The organism is Pedobacter westerhofensis (assembly GCF_900182595.1).
Taxonomy (GTDB): domain Bacteria; phylum Bacteroidota; class Bacteroidia; order Sphingobacteriales; family Sphingobacteriaceae; genus Pedobacter; species Pedobacter westerhofensis.
The window spans coordinates 236229-253516 of record NZ_FXTN01000011.1; the positions used below are offsets into that span (position 1 = coordinate 236229).

The window sequence follows — 17288 nt, forward strand, 5'->3', positions numbered from 1 at the left end:
TAAACAATAGATTGATTTTCGCAAACCAGGAATTCCCATAGCAGTTACCTTTGATCAAAAAAGATGATGTACATAAAATTGATCAGTGGATTTCTCATACTATTTTCTGCTTTTATGGGGGCCAGGCATGGATGGAGCAGACTCAATTTCAAACCCGGTGATACCACTCCCATAGCTGAACTTCAGCGGACATTAAACCTCAGCGCCGATACCCTAAAGGTTTTTTCAATAGCTACAATCCTTGGAGGTTTGCTATTGCTGCCTCCACAGACATTCCTGGCAGGAAACATTCTGAACATCTGCCTGTTTGTATTTTTAATCATTCGCTTTCTGATCGCAGGCGATATTAAACACGCCTTGATTGAAATTCCGTTTTTATTGATTCCTGTTGTGCTGATCTTTCTTAAACATCCACTGTCGCCAAACATTTAACTAAATAACAACTTGCTATAAAATGAAATTTATCAAACAACACAATTTTGATTACAGGCGTTGCCAGCGGAATCGGTCTTGGGCTTACAGAAAGATTTCTTAGTGAAAACAATACTGTCAATATCTGCGGCAGACCTGAAGAATTGCTGAACGAAGTAGCTGCAAAGTTCCCCTCGGGGATTACACGGGTTGTGACCTTGCTATTGCGGCAGAAAGAACTGCGCTATACGACTGGATTGCAGAAAACCACAGCGATGTAAATGTGCTGATCAACAATGCAGGAATCCAGAATTGGATGACTGTATCTGATGAAAATTTTTATCAGAAAGCCAGTGCAGTGATAACTACAAATTTTACGTATCCTGTACACCTCACTAACCCATTCCTTGGTCTGACCTCCCTGGATACGATCATTAATGTAACCTCCGGTCTGGCATTTGTTCAGCTTACAAAAGTTCCCGTTTACTGTGCAACTAAAGCATTTTTTCATACTTTCACCAATGCGCTGAGGTATATGCTTAAAGCGCGGAATATCGAAGTAACAGAAATAATTCCCCCGGGCATTAGATACCGATCTTGGCGGAAATGGAATTCATGACGGAAACCCCTCTGTTAGTGATTTCGTAACCGCTGTCTTTGATCAGCTGAAAGAAGGAAAAGAGCAGCTTACATTTGGCTTTAGTGAACTGATGTTTAATGCAAACCAGAAACCATCGCGGCAACGTTCAATAATATGAAACCTTAGGATGAATTGCCTTTTATATCAAGCCAGCAGGTAACCTGCTGGCTTTTTGGTTAACCTTAATTTAACAATTCATTCATGCAAAACAGTATATTTGAATCATGGCAGATGGGTTTAAAGAAACATGGCGGGAGTTTACTGAGGGCAGCCATGATGCTTTAAATCAAATTTACACACAGCATTATCTAGGTTTGATTAACTATGGTACTAAGCTCAGCGGCGACAGACAATACGCGAACGACTGTTTTGTCGAAATGCTGATCCATTTGTGGGACAAACGGGATAGGCTGCCCCAGGTAGATAATGTAAGAAGTTACCTGATGACATGTTTGAGGACACTGATCCTGCAGAAATTCCGGTCTGACAAACTTCGGGAAGTTAAAGAAAGCTATGCGCATTCGCTCATCAATCAGGAGGAAATCTCTTATGAAGATTATATCACCAGGATACAGACAGACTCCCTTGTTAAAGATAAACTCAAACGAAGCCTTGAAAAATTAACTGAACGCCAACGCGAATTATTGCAATACCGCTTCTTTGACAGTATGAATTATGATGAAATTGCAATAAGATGTGGTATTTCAAAAAAAACAGCCTACAATATCGTATATGATGCGCTCACAAAATTAAAAACCGACCTTAATAACGAGAACAGCGGAGAAAATATGTATTTACTGGCTCTTATCTTCCTGACAATGGGATCTATCAGTCATATTATCTGACAACTACCTCAAGTAAATTACATTTATTACAAAAAATTATAAATTACTCCAGTTTTTCATAGGAAAAATGACAACTCCGATCATCAATAGTCTAAACATCGTAGAATGGACTATTCGAAATTTGAAGTTGAAGACTTTTTGTGTGACGATTCATTTCTGGAATATTGCCTGGAAACCAATCCGGAAGCAGTTAAATTTTGGAATGACTGGTTAGATAAACATCCTGAAAAAGCCCTGGTTGCAGAGCGCGCCCGTAAACTGTTTTATACCCTCAATGGCAATATAACTGCCGAAACCTTCCACCGGGATCATGAGCTCTTTAAAAGTGCGGTAACAGAAAGACTTGGCGAACACATAGTCAAACCTGATTTTTTTGCGGTAAATAGAAAAAATTACGTCCGACGCCTATGGATTGGTGCAGCAAGCCTTGCTGCATGCGGAATACTTGTGGCCAGTCTTTTCTTCTTAAAATCTGAGCAAACAAAAATACCCGCACACAGTGAAACCCTCTCATACGCTACTCCTATGGGCAAGAAAAGGAAAGTCAAACTTCCTGATGGATCAGTGGTAACGCTCAACGGTGGTAGTCATCTCCAATTACAACAAGGCTTTAATACCGGCAACCGCGAGCTCAGCCTCACAGGTGAAGGATACTTTGTCGTTGTCCATAATGCCGCAAAGCCATTTATCGTTCATACTGAAAAAATTACGATCAGAGATGTAGGTACAGAGTTTAACGTGAAAGCTTACCTGAACGATAAGGCGACTGAAGCATCATTAATCAATGGACTGATTGAAATTACGATCAAAGGAACAGCTCATACAACAGTGGGCCTAACACCAGTTATCCTTGCTCCAAATAAAAAGTTCATACTGATAAACGATGCCCCTGCAAGCGGTAAGACACCGGGAATTACAAAACCAATCTTTGACGTGAAAAACATTACCACTACCGAAAACAATTCAGTAGCCGAAACTGACTGGACTCAAAATAAATTAACATTTGTAGACGAGCCGCTATCCGAAATCGCAACGCAGATAGAAAGATGGTATGGTGTAAAGGTTATTATTGCGAACCCCGCTTTAAACAACCTGCATTTTACCGCCACTTTCGACCACGGTGATATCGTACAAATCTTAGAGGCACTTAAACTATCCGGAAACTTTAACTACAGAAAGGAGGACAATATGATTCGTATTTACTAAACCGGTATATACAAAAAATGGGGAATACATAAGTATTCCCCGGGCGACTTAAATCTAAGAAACAGGCAAATCAATTGGCGTTGGTGCCTGCTTCAACCTAAACTTTAAATCATTTAAACTTATGCAAAAAAGCACAAAAAACGGTGCACTTTTTTCCCTATGCCCTATCGGTAAAATTCCCCTTGTTATGAAACTAGCTTTCACGCTGATCATTGTCAGCTGTTTAACCGTCTCCGCAACTGCTGTGCGCTCACAGGACGTGAAGATGTCAATCAACCTTAAGAATGCCCCAATCAGTACAGTGCTTAAAAGCATTGAAAAAAGCACTCCTTATAAATTTGTATACAATAACAACACCTTTCCGGCAAGCACTAAGGTGAGTATCGAAGCCAATAGTCTTTCTGTTGCGGAAATTCTAAGCAATGTACTCGCAAACTCCGGGTTCACTTTTAAGCTACTGGGCGACAACATGATTGTGGTAACTAAACTGAATCAGACCGCTCAGCCACAAAGGATCTCAGGTATAGTAGTTGATGAGCAAGGCATTCCTGTTCCCGGCGTAACCATCCGGTTCAGGAACGACAAACGTACAAGCACTGGTACAGACGCCAACGGGCATTTCGGAATCCAGTCGGCCGATGATAGCGATGTCCTGATTGTTAGCCTGGTTGGCTTTAAAACACAGGAGTTTAATGTGAACAGCATTCCCTCCAACTTTCGTATTGTGATGCAATCCTCTATTGGCAGCCTGGACGAAGTTCAGGTGATTGGTTACGGAACCACAACTCGCCAGCTGAACACGGGCGCAGTGAGCTCTCTGAGCATGAAAGACATTGCTAACCAACCGGTCTCAAACCCATTAGCCGCAATGCAGGGTAAACTTGCCGGTGTTCAGATCACACAGAATAATGGTTTGCCAGGTGCAGGTTTCCGCGTTCAGATCAGAGGCGTTGGCTCCATTGGAAGTGGAACATTGCCTCTTTATGTGATCGATGGAGTGCCTTTCACTTTATTCAACGGATCAACACCCGCAACTGACGGACTGAACGCATACGGTATAAGTGGCGCAAATGGTGGTGAGGCCAGTCCTCTCGGCATGATCAATCCGGATGACATTGAGCGCATAGACGTATTGAAAGATGCCGACGCTACCGCAATCTATGGTTCAAAAGGAGCTAATGGTGTAGTACTGATCACTACCAAAAAAGGTACTGCAGGGAAAACTAAATACAGCGTAAACTTTTATCAAGGTGTTGGTACAGTAGGCCATTTCCTGGACATGCTGAATACACAGGATTATTTAGCCATGCGCAAAGGAGCTTTCGCCGCATCAGGAGCAACACCAAGTACTGCGAACGCACCAGACCTTGTAACCTGGGACCCCAATGCTTACACTAACTGGCAGCAGAAATTCATCGGTGGTACGGCCCATACTACAAACGCAGATTTCTCGGTTTCCGGCGGAAATGCACAGAATACATTTTTGTTTAGCTCAAACTACCGCCATGATGGAACAGTATATCCCGGTGATTTTGGAGGCAATATCTTCTCAAACCGCCTCAATGCAGGACATAAAAGCGAAGATAACCGTTTTGGAATCAACCTGAATGTGAATTATGCCTACCAGCATAATGTGATGCCTTCCACGGATCTTACCTCATTGTATAATCTTGCTCCCAACTTACCATTGTACAATCCAGATGGTTCACTTTACTGGCACCCATCAGTTACCAACCCAATGGCATACCTGATGAGGCCAAACGACAACACGACAACGAACCTCATTACCAACATGGATGTGCATTATGATATATTGCCAGGACTAGTTGTCAAAGCAAATCTCGGTTACTCCCTGACAGGAGAAAAACAAACGCTGGAAACACCACTTACATCTTTGAATCCAAGCACTGTCAATCTGGCCTCACCAGCAAATACATTGCGCTACGCAAATAATACCATCTCAAATTATATTGTAGAGCCACAGCTAGCGTACCAAAGAAAAATAGGAAAAGGAAGTTTAGATGCACTTGTAGGTTCTACATTCCAAAGAACACAGGCAGATGGGTTGAGTTTGACGGGTACGGGTTTTAGTAGTGATGCTTTGATCGGATCCATAAACAATGCCGCTGCAATCGTCAATAATGGCAGTAATAATTCTGATTATAAATACAATGCGTTATTTGCCCGCGCTAATTACAACTGGGAGGATAAATACCTGATTAACGGAACATTCCGACGTGACGGATCTTCAAGATTTGGTGCCAATCGCCGCTTTGGTAATTTCTGGGCAGTTGGTGCTGGCTGGATATTTACGAATGAATCTTTCATGGAAGATATCTCCTGGCTAAGCTTTGGAAAGCTGCGCGGAAGTTATGGATTAACAGGTAATGATCAGATAGCAAACTATCAGTCTGATGCTTATTACAATGCAGTAGGGTCAGCATCATCTTACCAGGGACAATCAATCATCTTCCCGAGCAACATTCCTAATGCAGACCTGCACTGGGAAACCAACAAAAAACTGGATGCGGCAGTTGAACTCGGGTTCTTTAAAGACAGGATCTTCCTGAAAGCAGATTATTTCCGCAACCTGTCTTCAGATCAGTTATTAAATATTGTCGTTCCCACACAGGCAGGTATCAGTTCGTACCTTGCAAACTTTCCCGCTGTTGTGGAGAACAAAGGATTTGAATTTGAGCTGAGTACTACCAATATCCAGGCTAAAAACTTCAGATGGACTACGTCCCTCAACCTAACTATCCAGCGTAACAAAATTTTGAGTATTGACCAGCCGCAAAAACTATTTAGCACCTATTTTATAGGCCAACCTGTAAATGCTATTCAATTGTATCACTATACAGGAGTGAATCCTGCAACAGGGATACCAACTTACCAGGATATGAACGGAGATGGTGGGGTTACCTTTGCCGGAGACCGGTCTGGTGCGCCGCTTGGGCATCCCTATTATGGTGGCCTGACAAACAGCTTTACCTGCAAGAATTTAACACTGGATGTTTCTTTCCTTTTCAATCATCGCATGGGCTATATCAATAACAGCTCATCATATCCTCTTGGTGTTAGCGCGACTAATCAGAATGTTACCGCATTACAACGCTGGATGGCTCCGGGCAATAATTCGCTTTATCCAGGGGTAACGACAGTAAGCACTGCAGATTATTCAAATTACAATTCTTCAGACGCAAACTGGGGTGATGCCTCTTTTATAAAGTTAAAAAATGTGAGTCTGAATTATCTGTTGCCTAATCAATGGACCAAAAAAATCGGCTTCAACACGGTGTCTGTATTTGCAAGGGGAGAAAATCTTTATACCTGGGCAAAACAGAAGTACACTTACGATCCGGAATCAACAGTATCAGGTGCTGCACCAGGTTTAGGAACCGGCCAGTTTATCGCGATGCCTCAATTACGGACAACGGTTATCGGTCTTAACTGCACATTTTAAATATTTAGAACGACATGAAAATAAAATATGACTTAACAAAAGTATTATTGATCTGCATTGGTTCAATGGCAGTGGTCTTCTCATCCTGTAAAAAATCTCTGGAACTGGATGCACCTTTAAATAAAATAGATGCTTCTACTGCATATACTACGGATGCTACGGCAACAGCTGCAATTGGTGCGCTCTATAATTATGGTATTTATAATTCCTTCAGTACCTGGCTGGCCAATGTATCGCTGCTTGGTGGTATTAGTTCAGATGAAATCCATTTTTCATACACCACTACGCCGGCTATTTCCGAGTTCGAAAATAATTTGATTACCCCTGCAAATGGAACAAACGGCACCTTCTGGGGAAGTGCCTACGCAGAGCTGCTTGTTGCAAATGCGGCAATTACCGGTATCGGCGCTTCAAACACATTAACCCCTTCAGTAAAATCGCAATTACTGGGAGAGGCTAAGTTTTTCAGGGCATTTGTAAACTTTTACCTGGTCAATTATTACGGTGGTGTGCCTTTAACAGGTAGCGATCCTTTGACCAGTGCTACTTTACCGCGTTCTACAACTGCACAGGTTTACGCATCGATCATCAGTGATTTGAAAGAAGCTCAGACATTATTGCCAGTGGCATATGTAGGAACGTTAAAATCAAGGGTAAACCAACATGCTGTTACCGCTCTTCTGGCACGTGTATATCTTTATCAAAAAGATTATGTGAATGCTGAGGCTATGGCAACTGCCGTTATTGGTTCAGGTACATATACGATGGCCACTACCAACTCGGTATTTATGAATACCAGCACCGAAACTATTCTGCAGTTTGCCACGTATTACGGATATTCTGCTGTGGCAAGTTCTTACCGCACCGCCATAGCCACAGCAACTACAGTTCCACCTAACTATACATTGACCACTTCGGTCGTAAACAGCTTTGATGCAGGTGACAACCGAAAAATCAACTGGGTTGACTCTACCGTAAGCGGCACAAAGTTCTACAGGATAAATAAGTATAAACTTTATACCGCCGCTACTGCCGGGGCAGGAAATGAATTTAACGTCATCCTCCGTCTGGCAGAACAATACCTGATCAGGGCAGAAGCAAGGGCACAGCAGAATAACTTAAACGGGGCTGCAAGTGACGTAAACGTTATTCGCACAAGAGCTGGTCTGGCTAATTTGTCAACAACCGCTACTGCCACACAGACATCCATCCTTGCTGCTATCGCGAAAGAAAGAAAAGTTGAATTATTTGGTGAATTAGGGCATCGGTGGTTCGATCTACTGAGAACAGGACAGGCAAATACAGTTTTAAGCGCAATGAAACCGACAACATGGAATGCAACCCGATCAGTGCTATTCCCTATTCCCGATCAGCAAGTACAGCAAAACCCTGCACTTACACAAAACCCTGGTTATTAACAAATACCATGCAAAAAAAAACCAAAAACATAAAAACGCCGGCAGCAATTGCGCTGCTGGCATTTACAATCCTGCTTTCAGCGTTTCAGTTTGGTGGCGGGTTTACCATTGCCGGCCATATTGAAGGTATACCGGCAGGCACAGTATATTTAAGCTATCCAAAAGGAACCGCGCAAATCACTGACTCTGCAAAAATCACCAATGGTGATTTCGTTTTTAAAGGATCTTTAACTGAACCAGTCATGCTGGTTCTAAAAACCAATAAAAGCAAGTCGCAACTTTACTTTTTTGGCGACAACTCAGCAATCAGTATTAAAGCACACAAAGATTCGTCAAATACCGCACAGGTCAACGGATCAATCCCGCAAAACGACTGGAAAGCGTACTTAAAAGACTATAAAACAGTGGTGAATTACGCAGGTGGATATTACCATAAATCAGATTCTGTATACAAGCAATTTAACAACAAACCGGATTCATCAGCTAAACAATACCTGAAAGCTGAAAATGCCAAATTAACGGAACTGGATTTTAAAGTTCATAAAGAATTCTTTGCAGCACATCCCTCATCTATCGTCTGCGCATATGTGGTAAGCAGCCACTTTATACCTTATTTTCAATTTGAACAAGCCAGGACACTGTTCGCCTTGTTAGACCCGGCGGTACAAAAATCTTATTACGGGCGACAAATTGAAGAAAGTTTTGCGGTAGAAAAGCGCTCGGGAATAGGTGCCAAACCAACTTTTAAAATGGCTGATGTAAATGGCAAAACAGTAGACTTAGCCTCTTTCCGAGGCAAATATGTCCTGGTAGACTTCTGGGCAAGCTGGTGCGCACCATGCCGCAGGGAAAACCCCAATGTGCTTGCCAATTATAAAAAATACCACGATCAGGGCTTTGAGGTCCTTGGAGTATCCCTGGACAGCAAGAAAGAACCCTGGTTAAAAGCTATTGAAGCAGATGGACTGGTGTGGACACATGTGTCTGACCTGAAGGGATGGAATAACGCTGCTGCTCTGGAATTTGGTGTGCATGTAGTTCCTTCAAACTTCCTGCTGGACAGGGATGGGAAAGTAATTGCCAAAAACATACGCGAAGAGGCATTAGGCAATAAATTAAAATCAATTTTTAATTAACAATCAAAGCAATGAGTAACATTAAAAATTTTGGAATAAGTGCAGGCGTTTTGTTGGTGAATACAATACTGTGTTATCAGACACAAGCGCAAAATATTCAACCAGACAGTCTCAGGAAACAGCTGGATAAATTAGTGGCTTCTAAAGACGCAGCCGATCAGCAGGTATTGAAAAGCAGATTAAAAACACTGGCGGCCAGCGACAAAGAAACCGAAATGACTATAGCTGCCCAGTATTACTACCGGATTAAAAACACTATGATTTCTGACTCTCTTTTTGAGGTGATGGTGATTAAGTTTCCGAAAGGCATGCAGGCACGCAGCAAAGAACAGCAGGTTGTTATTAATATCAAATCACTGCCTGATATGGAAATAGCCTACAACAACTGGATCAAAAAATTTCCGCCTGAAAGTTATCCTGCCCTGCCTTTGGGTGAAGACAGGGTAACCTATGACTATATCCGCAGCCAGTTGGCAAGCAGGTATGCAGCTACTAAAAACACCGCAAAAGCAATTTATTATGCTAACCAGCTGGAAGCAGATTTCTGGAAAGGCAACGGCTATGGCGGATTAGGAGAGGCATTTTATAAAGCCGGAGACTTGAACAATGCGCTGATCTATACTAAAAAAGCGATGGAGAGTGCAGAATCCTTTACAGATGGAAAAAAGGGGAAAAGTGGAGCAGCTAATTTTGCCGCATCAGGTTATGCAGGCTTAACGGGTACTTATGCGAAGTTGTTGTATGAACAGAAAAAATACAATGAGGCCTTAAAATATATTGAACTCGCTATTAAGTCCAGTCCTCAGCCAAGAGCGGATTTCAACTACCGGTATGCACAGATTTTGGTGGCCCTTAACCGCAACCAGGAAGCATACGACAGAATGGATTCCGCAGTCAAATCGGGTAAAGCTACCCAGGAAATGTCTGACCTCTTTAAAGTGCTGTATGTTAAAGTTAAAGGAAGCAATGCCGGTTTGGATGTTTACCAGGCTGATATCCGGAAGGGAATAATCTTAGGGATCCAAAAAAGATTGGTGAAAGAGATCGTTAATGAACCAGCGGCAGGATTTACCCTGACTGATCTGCAGGGGAATAAAGTTTCTCTGGCTGATCTGAAAGGAAAAGTGGTCATTCTTGATTTTTGGGCAACCTGGTGCGGGCCATGTAAGGCTTCGTTCCCTGCTATGCAAATGGCTGTAGATAAATACAAAGCAGATCCTAATGTAAAGTTCCTTTTTATTCATACCTGGGAGAGAGCGGACAATCCAACAGAGGATGCCAGAGCTTACATTGAAAGTATGAAATATAACTTTCAGGTGTTAATGGATACTAAGGATCCTGAGACAAAAACAAATAAAGTGGTTAGCAGTTACAAAGTTTACGGGATACCCGCTAAGTTTGTAATTGATCAAAAAGGAAATATCCGTTTCAAACTTACCGGCTTTGACGGAAGCAAAGAAGCCGCAGTAGATGAGATATCCATGATGATTGATATGGCAAAGGCATCAATATAATTCGCCTTTGATAAGCTTAAAATGTGGATGATAATTTCCGCAAAACAGAAAAGACCGCATATAAACTGCGGTCTTTTCTCGTTTTTACCTAACAGCGATCAACCAATAGTCACAAAATAAAACTATCTTGCCCCTATTAGTCTACAACCAAATGAAACAGACCCTTCTCCTTTTTTGCCTGCTTTTTAGCATAGGTACCGCCAAATCCCAGGACTATATAATTACAAAATTTGGTATTAAACCCGACAGTACTAAACTCAATACAGCGGCAATACAGCGCGTGATCGATAAGGCTGCTGTTAAAGGTGGAACGATAGTGATACCCAATGGGACTTTCCTCAGCGGTGCCCTTTTCTTTAAGCCAAACACAAAGCTGAGGCTCATGGAAGGCGCAGTATTAAAAGGATCGGATGATATTAAAGATTACCCCCTGCTCCCATCCCGTATGGAAGGGCAAAACCTGGATTACTATGCCGCGCTGATCAATGCCTACAAAGTAGACCATTTCAGCATTACAGGTCCGGGTTCCATCAATGGCAACGGACTGCGTTTCTGGAAAGCCTTCTGGGCAAACAGGGAAGAAAAAGCAAAGCTGAAGCTGCCGAGCACAAACCTCGAAGTACACCGCCCTCGCCTGGTATTTATCTGGGGCTGCAACGACGTAACCATCAAAGATGTGAAAATGCATAATTCCGGATTCTGGACCACACACCTGTACCAGTGCCAGAATGTGCTGATGGAAAACTGCGATATCCGCTCGCCCTTCAGGCCGGTTAAAGCTCCAAGCACCGATGGTGTAGATATAGACGTTTGCAGCAAAGTAACCATCCGTAACTGTTATATCTCCGTTAACGATGATGCAGTCTGCATCAAAGGAGGAAAAGGCGTTGACGCGCAAAATCTTCCGGGCAATGGTATCGTAGAAGATATACTTGTGGAGAACTGCACCTTTGGTGAAGCGCATTCCACATTGACGCTGGGCAGTGAATGTATACATGCCCGTAACATCACCATCAGAAACTGTAAGGTGGCAAATACCTGCCCTATCCTGCGGTTAAAAATGAGGCCCGATACGTACCAGCTTTTTGAAAATATCACTGTAGACAATATTACCGGAAGCTGCGGATCTGTCATTCTCATCAATCCCTGGAAACAATTTTTTGATCTGAAAGGCAGCACCAAGAAACCTTATGGTACCATCAAAAACATAAAGATCTCCAACATCAATGTGCAGGCCGGGAGTTTTGGCGTTATGGAAGGAAATCCTAATGATACCGTATCAGACTTTGTGTTCAAAAATGTTACCGTCACTACAAAATCTCCCGCATTACAAAATAAGTATAAGGATGTTAAAGTAGAAAACGTTACGGTAAACGGGGCAGCACTGATCATGAATTAGTTTTTAAAGACTCTTTACAAGCGGCTGATGAAAGGCAGGAACGAAACGGAGAAACTCACATAGGGAACAGAACCTGCCTGACTGCGGTAAAAATAGCTGTCTGGTTTGGCATTGTGGTCAAACATTCTTGATGCGGTTGTAGAGTAAATGCCGCCGTTGATGCCCAGGATCAGTTTCTTTGTGGCCAGGTACTCAAAGGTAGCACCGCTGCGTACCTCTACGTTCGTGTAAATAGTATTCTGTGGCAGAGATGGCTGATTTACATCAAAAAATAATAGTGTTCCCCCAAGTTCGCTGCCAAGCGAAGCAGAGCTTCTTTTGGACAACTGCTTTCTTAAAGATATCCTGGATGGCAGGTCTACAAACAAGTCTAAGTCTCTCTCTTTAAATTTATGCCAGTAGCTGATGATCGGTATCACCGGAGAAACGGCCGATGGATCGATGAATATGGCCATGCCCACAGTAAGTGATGAATACCGGCTCCTTTTTAACGGAACGGTCACAGTACCGATGTAGTTAACCCTCTTTACGGAAGAGAACTCATCCGAGATGCCTGAAATCCCAGCGGAATAAATTACCTGCTTGTTAAAGATCGAGTCAGACCGGCTGAAAGTGGCGGTAAAACTACCTGCCGATTTAGTAATGTCCCTGTCCAGGGCGGAGAACTCCGGATTAAAACTATTGATCTCCGTGGTCTGCAAATGCTGCTGCTGATAGCCCAGTGTTCCGGTGATCCTGTTCCTGCCCCACTGTGCCAGTGGCAGGTTAAAGTTTGTCCTGATCCTGGTGATCTTCATTTTGCCATCATACAGATCTTTACCGTTCAGCTCAGAATGTACATTTGCATTGCCAATAAAATCTGCACTGAAAAAACCCTGGCGCAGCTGCGGATATAATTGTGCGTAACCGGATAATGCTTCCATTTTCAGAGAGTCCGTCATTCTTTGCACAGCAAGTTTTTTTGCATCTGACTGCTGTGCTGTTTGTGCTGTTGAGTTTGAGATAAATGCGTTGAGCAATATTGCTATAAAAAGATATTTCATATCCGGGATCTTATTTAATGATGTGCTTCGATCAGAAGCGGTGTACTTGTTTTTTTCGTTTTAAACCTTAATATCAAATGGTCGATGATCAGGTACATGGATGGCACTACAAAAAGTGTCAGGATCATTGAACTGGTAAGGCCGCCGATAATCACCCAGGCCATCCCATTCTTAATCTCTGCACCTGCCCCGCTGGCCAGTGCGATGGGGAGCATCCCGAGGATCATCGCCAGGGTAGTCATCAGGATAGGCCTGAGCCTTTCTTTTCCTGCTTCGACCAGGGCTTCTTCTACCGGACGGCCTTCAGCTTTCAGCTGATTGGTAAAATCCACGATCAGGATCGCGTTTTTAGACACCAGTCCCAGCAGCATGATCATCCCTATGATCGAGAATATGTTGAGGGTCTGCATCGTAAGTGCCAGTGCCAGCAGTGCCCCAACCAGGGCTACAGGAATCGAAAACAGCACCACAAAAGGGTAGACTGCATTTTCATACAGGGCAACCATGATCAGGTAAACCAGCACAATGGCAACTACCAGTGCAAAACCAAGGCTGCCAAAAGCATCACCCTGATTTTTAAGGTCACCAAGATATTCTACAGTCACTCCTGCCGGCAACTGCACAGCTTTTACTTTTTCCTGGATATCCTTGCCTACCGAGCCTGAGGGCCTTCCGGCAACATTAGCTTTTACGGTAATCGAGCCCAGCCGGTCGCTGCGTTCCAGCACGCTCTCCCCAAGGCCTTCGGTCACATCCGCAAACTGGCTCAGCACAAAAGTCTGCCCGTCGTTATTGCTAAATGATAAGTTCCTCACATTATTGATATCGGAACGGTCGTATTGATCCAGGCCAATCAGGATATCATACTCGTTACCGGCCTGTTTAAACTTGCTCTTGTCGTTTCCGCTAAAGGCATTCTGCAATGCAGCCCCTACCTGGCTTGCATCAATGCCCAGTAAGGTCATTTTTTCCCTGTTAAGGCTCACCTCAACCTGCTGCTTCTGGTTTTTCACAGAAAGTTCAACAAATCGGGTGCCCGGTACGGTCGCAACAATCTTCCTGTACTCCTCTGCAACTTTACGGATCGCCTTCAAGTCTATTCCCTTGATTGCGATCTGGATAGGCGCCTGATTGGCCCCGCCCGTAATAGATGTTGGCGAAGCCGTAATCTTAACACCCGGGATCACCCTGCTCAGTTTCTTCTGCAGCAGGATACCGAAATCCTCTGCCGTAATATCCCTTTTATCCTTGTCCACCATACTGATAGTCATCTCCGCAAGGTTGCTGTTATTGGTGGTACCTGCCACACTACCACTCACAAAACCAATACTGGAGAACACCCGTGTCACCTCAGGTTGTTGCATGATCATCTTTTCTGCCTGCTGTGTGATCATATTGGTTTGATAAACCGAGGCTGAAGGTGCCAGCTCCAGGTTGATCAGCAGCTCGCCCTGATCGGCCGAAGGAATAAAGGCCGCACCCACAAATCCAAAGGGAATTAAGGCAATGCTGCCGATAATGAGCAGGATCACGCCAGACAGCAGCCATCTTTTCTTATGGATCAGGATCACCAGCAACTTCCCATAATCCTCTTTCAGTACATCCAGGAAGTGTTCAAAGCCCAGATTAAGCCTGCCCCACAAACTTTTACCGTTCATTTCTTCGATTTTTCCAAACCTGCTGGCCAGCATTGGCGTAACCGTAAAGGATACAAATAAGCTCATCAGTGTTGAGAATACCACCACCAGGGAGAATTCCTGAAGCAGTGAGCCGATGATACCGCCCGTAAATGCGATTGGCAAAAACACCACCACATCCACCAGCGTAATGGCCAGGGCGGTAAAACCAATCTCATTTCTTCCCTCGAGCGCAGCTTTCTCTTTTGAGGAGCCCATCTCCAGATGCCTGTATATATTTTCGAGCACTACAATCGAGTCGTCCACCAGAATACCCACCACCAACGACATCGCCATTAAGGTCATCAGGTTTAATGAAAAACCCAGCGCGTACATGGCGATAAAAGTAGGGATGATAGAGGATGGCAGTGCCACCAGTACAAACATGGAACTCCGGAAACTGTGCAGAAAGGCAAGCATCACGATACCCACAATCACTACTGCAAGCCCCAGATCTTCCATTACACCATCGGCCGACTTCAGGGTGTACACACTCTGATCTGAAGATACACTGAATTTCAGCGCGTTTGTTTTATACTGCTCCTCTATCGCTGTAAACTTCAGCTTCACCTGCCTGCTCACCTCTACGGCATTAGCATCACTCTGTTTGATAATCTGCACGCCAATAGAGGGAATACCATTGATATGGTTGATCGCCGTTGTTTTTGCCGTGGCATCCACTACCTCAGCGATATCTTTCAGATACACACTGCCGGCGCCAGGCCTTTGCTTAACGATCAGTCCGCGGATCTGGTTTACCGAGGTAACATTTGCATCAAAGCGGATAGACATCTGCTGGTCCCGCGTTTCAATGCTCCCTGCGGGGAAGGACTGGTTGGCCTTGCTGAGTGCATCCGTTACCTGCCCGATGCCTAAGCCGTAGGCATTGAGCTTATCCTGATCAATGTTCACCTGGATTTCGCGCTCATCGCCGCCAATGATATTTACCTGCCCTACCCCCTGCACATTTTGCAGAATGGGCAGCAACTGCTTGTCCACAAAGTCGTAGAGGTCACGCGGCGACAGCTTTGAGGTTACGCCCGCTTTCAGGATCGGCGCATCTTCAAGGTTGATCTTGTTGACCAGCGGTTTGTCTATATCATCCGGCAGGTCGTTCTGGGCCTGATCGGCCTTGCGCTGAATATCGCGCTCTGCCTGATCGATGTCTGTACCGCTTTTCAGCTGTATCACCACACTCGATATTCCTTCCTGCGAGGTAGAACTGATTTTGTCCAGTCCCTCAACAGAGGAAAAAGCATCTTCCAGTTTCTTGGTCACCGACGTTTCTACCTCTGCCGCCGCCGCACCGGGATAAACAGTACTGACAGATACGGTGGGGACTTCCAGCTTGGGAAGCAGGTTATAATTTAAACTAAAGTAAGATCGCGCTCCGAAAATAAAGAGTACTGTAAATATTACTATGATCAGCAGGGGCCGCTTAACGGCAATTTCTGTAATTGACATATCTGGCTTTTGTTATTTGGAAATACTTACCCTGGCACCTTCTTTTAAATTGATCTGACCGGAGGTTACTACCACTTCAGCTGCTTTAAGTCCGCTGATCACCTGGATCAGGTTGTTCATTTCCAGGCCAGTTTTGATAGCTTTCTGATGTACAATATTGTTTTCCACCACATATACGCTGGCATCTTTGATACTTTCAGTGAGTGCTTCGCGCGGTATCAGCAGGATATTCTGTTTGGTTTTTCTGGAGAAATCGGCATACACAAACGTACCCGAACGCAGCAGCGCCTTATCATTGTTATCAGCCATAATCTCTACCTTATAATTGTGCGTTTCATCTGCCTGCGGACTGATAAAGGTGATTTTGCCGTTAAACACCTGACCGGGATAAACATCTGTAGTGATTTTTACCTGCTGGCCCTGTGTGGCCTGGTACACCTCGGTCTCTGTCAGGTTCAGCTGCACCTTCAGCTGCGATAAGTTCACAATGGTTGCGATCTCCGCACCGGCATTCGCAAATACGCCCTGTTCCAGTGTTTTCTTGGCGATTGTGCCGCTGGTAGGCGCTTTTACCAGTGCATCAGAAATTTGTTTTTTTACCTGGCTCACCTGATTGGCGGCATCCAGATAGTTTTGCCTGATCTCATTTACCTTCTCCTGCGTGGCGGCCTGTCCCTGCAGCAGTTCAGTATAATTTTGCAGGTCGCGCTTCAGTTTTGCTGCATTGGTTTCAGCTTTTTGCAGATCCAGTTCCATTAACCTGGTATCCATTACTGCCAGCACCTGTCCCTCGTTTACATGATCACCAAGCTCAAACCTGAGTTGTTTGATCGTGCCTCCAACAGTAGTGAGCACGCTTGCTTCTTTAAATGGAGCCAGGCTACCTGTTTTGATCAGGCTGATTTCCTGAAGCTCTTCTTTAACAGCAGAAACTTTAACAGGAATATTCACTACAGAATCCTGTGCAGGTGCTTCTTTTTTATTCAGCGTACTTTTATTGGAGGCAAGCCTAAAGACAATAAGTGCCAGGATTACAAGGGCAATCATTGCTATGATGTATTTACGTTTCATAT

General features: G+C 44.1%; 13 protein-coding genes. 10 read left to right on the forward strand and 3 right to left on the reverse strand.

Annotated features, from left to right (window positions below):
• Positions 1-63 precede the first annotated feature (63 nt).
• The 10 genes from FN831_RS21035 (at position 64) to FN831_RS21075 (ending at position 12032) form a co-directional block, all read left to right on the forward strand.
• A complete protein-coding gene (locus FN831_RS21035; RefSeq protein WP_142530163.1) occupies positions 64-432 on the forward strand; it encodes a hypothetical protein in 369 nt (122 codons plus the stop codon).
• A 47-nt stretch (positions 433-479) separates the two neighbouring features.
• On the forward strand, positions 480-692 hold the full coding sequence (locus FN831_RS28175) for a hypothetical protein (RefSeq protein WP_246101668.1): 213 nt from the start codon (positions 480-482) through the stop codon (positions 690-692).
• Positions 668-1030 (forward strand): SDR family NAD(P)-dependent oxidoreductase, encoded by a 363-nt coding sequence (locus FN831_RS28470; RefSeq protein WP_394348331.1) that lies wholly within the window; start codon positions 668-670, stop codon positions 1028-1030. Before FN831_RS28175 ends, FN831_RS28470 begins: the two co-directional genes overlap by 25 nt.
• 245 nt (positions 1031-1275) lie before the next feature.
• Positions 1276-1896 carry an RNA polymerase sigma factor gene (locus FN831_RS21045; RefSeq protein WP_142530164.1) on the forward strand — a complete coding sequence of 207 codons (621 nt, stop codon included), beginning with the start codon at positions 1276-1278 and terminating at the stop codon, positions 1894-1896.
• Positions 1897-2001: 105 nt separating this feature from the next.
• Positions 2002-3102, forward strand: coding sequence for a FecR family protein (locus FN831_RS21050; RefSeq protein WP_142530165.1), 1101 nt, complete (start codon positions 2002-2004; stop codon positions 3100-3102).
• 187 nt (positions 3103-3289) lie between these two features.
• A complete protein-coding gene (locus FN831_RS21055; RefSeq protein WP_185960563.1) occupies positions 3290-6565 on the forward strand; it encodes a SusC/RagA family TonB-linked outer membrane protein in 3276 nt (1091 codons plus the stop codon).
• Positions 6566-6579: 14 nt separating this feature from the next.
• Positions 6580-7983 carry a RagB/SusD family nutrient uptake outer membrane protein gene (locus tag FN831_RS21060; RefSeq protein ID WP_142530167.1) on the forward strand — a complete coding sequence of 468 codons (1404 nt, stop codon included), beginning with the start codon at positions 6580-6582 and terminating at the stop codon, positions 7981-7983.
• 8 nt (positions 7984-7991) lie between these two features.
• On the forward strand, positions 7992-9119 hold the full coding sequence (locus tag FN831_RS21065; protein WP_185960564.1) for a TlpA disulfide reductase family protein: 1128 nt from the start codon (positions 7992-7994) through the stop codon (positions 9117-9119).
• Between the two features lie 11 nt (positions 9120-9130).
• Positions 9131-10633: a redoxin domain-containing protein gene (locus FN831_RS21070; protein WP_142530169.1), complete on the forward strand. Its 1503-nt coding sequence runs from the start codon at positions 9131-9133 to the stop codon at positions 10631-10633.
• 151 nt (positions 10634-10784) lie between these two features.
• Positions 10785-12032, forward strand: coding sequence for a glycoside hydrolase family 28 protein (locus FN831_RS21075; RefSeq protein WP_142530170.1), 1248 nt, complete (start codon positions 10785-10787; stop codon positions 12030-12032).
• A gap of 14 nt (positions 12033-12046) precedes the next feature.
• Here the strand turns inward: FN831_RS21075 and FN831_RS21080 are convergent, their stop codons facing one another.
• Genes FN831_RS21080 through FN831_RS21090 form a run of 3 tightly spaced genes read right to left on the reverse strand, consistent with a single transcriptional unit; the run spans position 12047 to position 17286 of the window.
• Positions 12047-13075: a DUF6268 family outer membrane beta-barrel protein gene (locus tag FN831_RS21080; protein ID WP_142530171.1), complete on the reverse strand. Its 1029-nt coding sequence runs from the start codon at positions 13073-13075 to the stop codon at positions 12047-12049.
• A gap of 14 nt (positions 13076-13089) precedes the next feature.
• Entirely contained in the window at positions 13090-16215 is a 3126-nt protein-coding gene (locus tag FN831_RS21085) for an efflux RND transporter permease subunit (RefSeq protein WP_142530172.1), read from the reverse strand.
• A gap of 12 nt (positions 16216-16227) precedes the next feature.
• Positions 16228-17286: an efflux RND transporter periplasmic adaptor subunit gene (locus tag FN831_RS21090; protein ID WP_142530173.1), complete on the reverse strand. Its 1059-nt coding sequence runs from the start codon at positions 17284-17286 to the stop codon at positions 16228-16230.
• Positions 17287-17288: the final 2 nt, after the last annotated feature.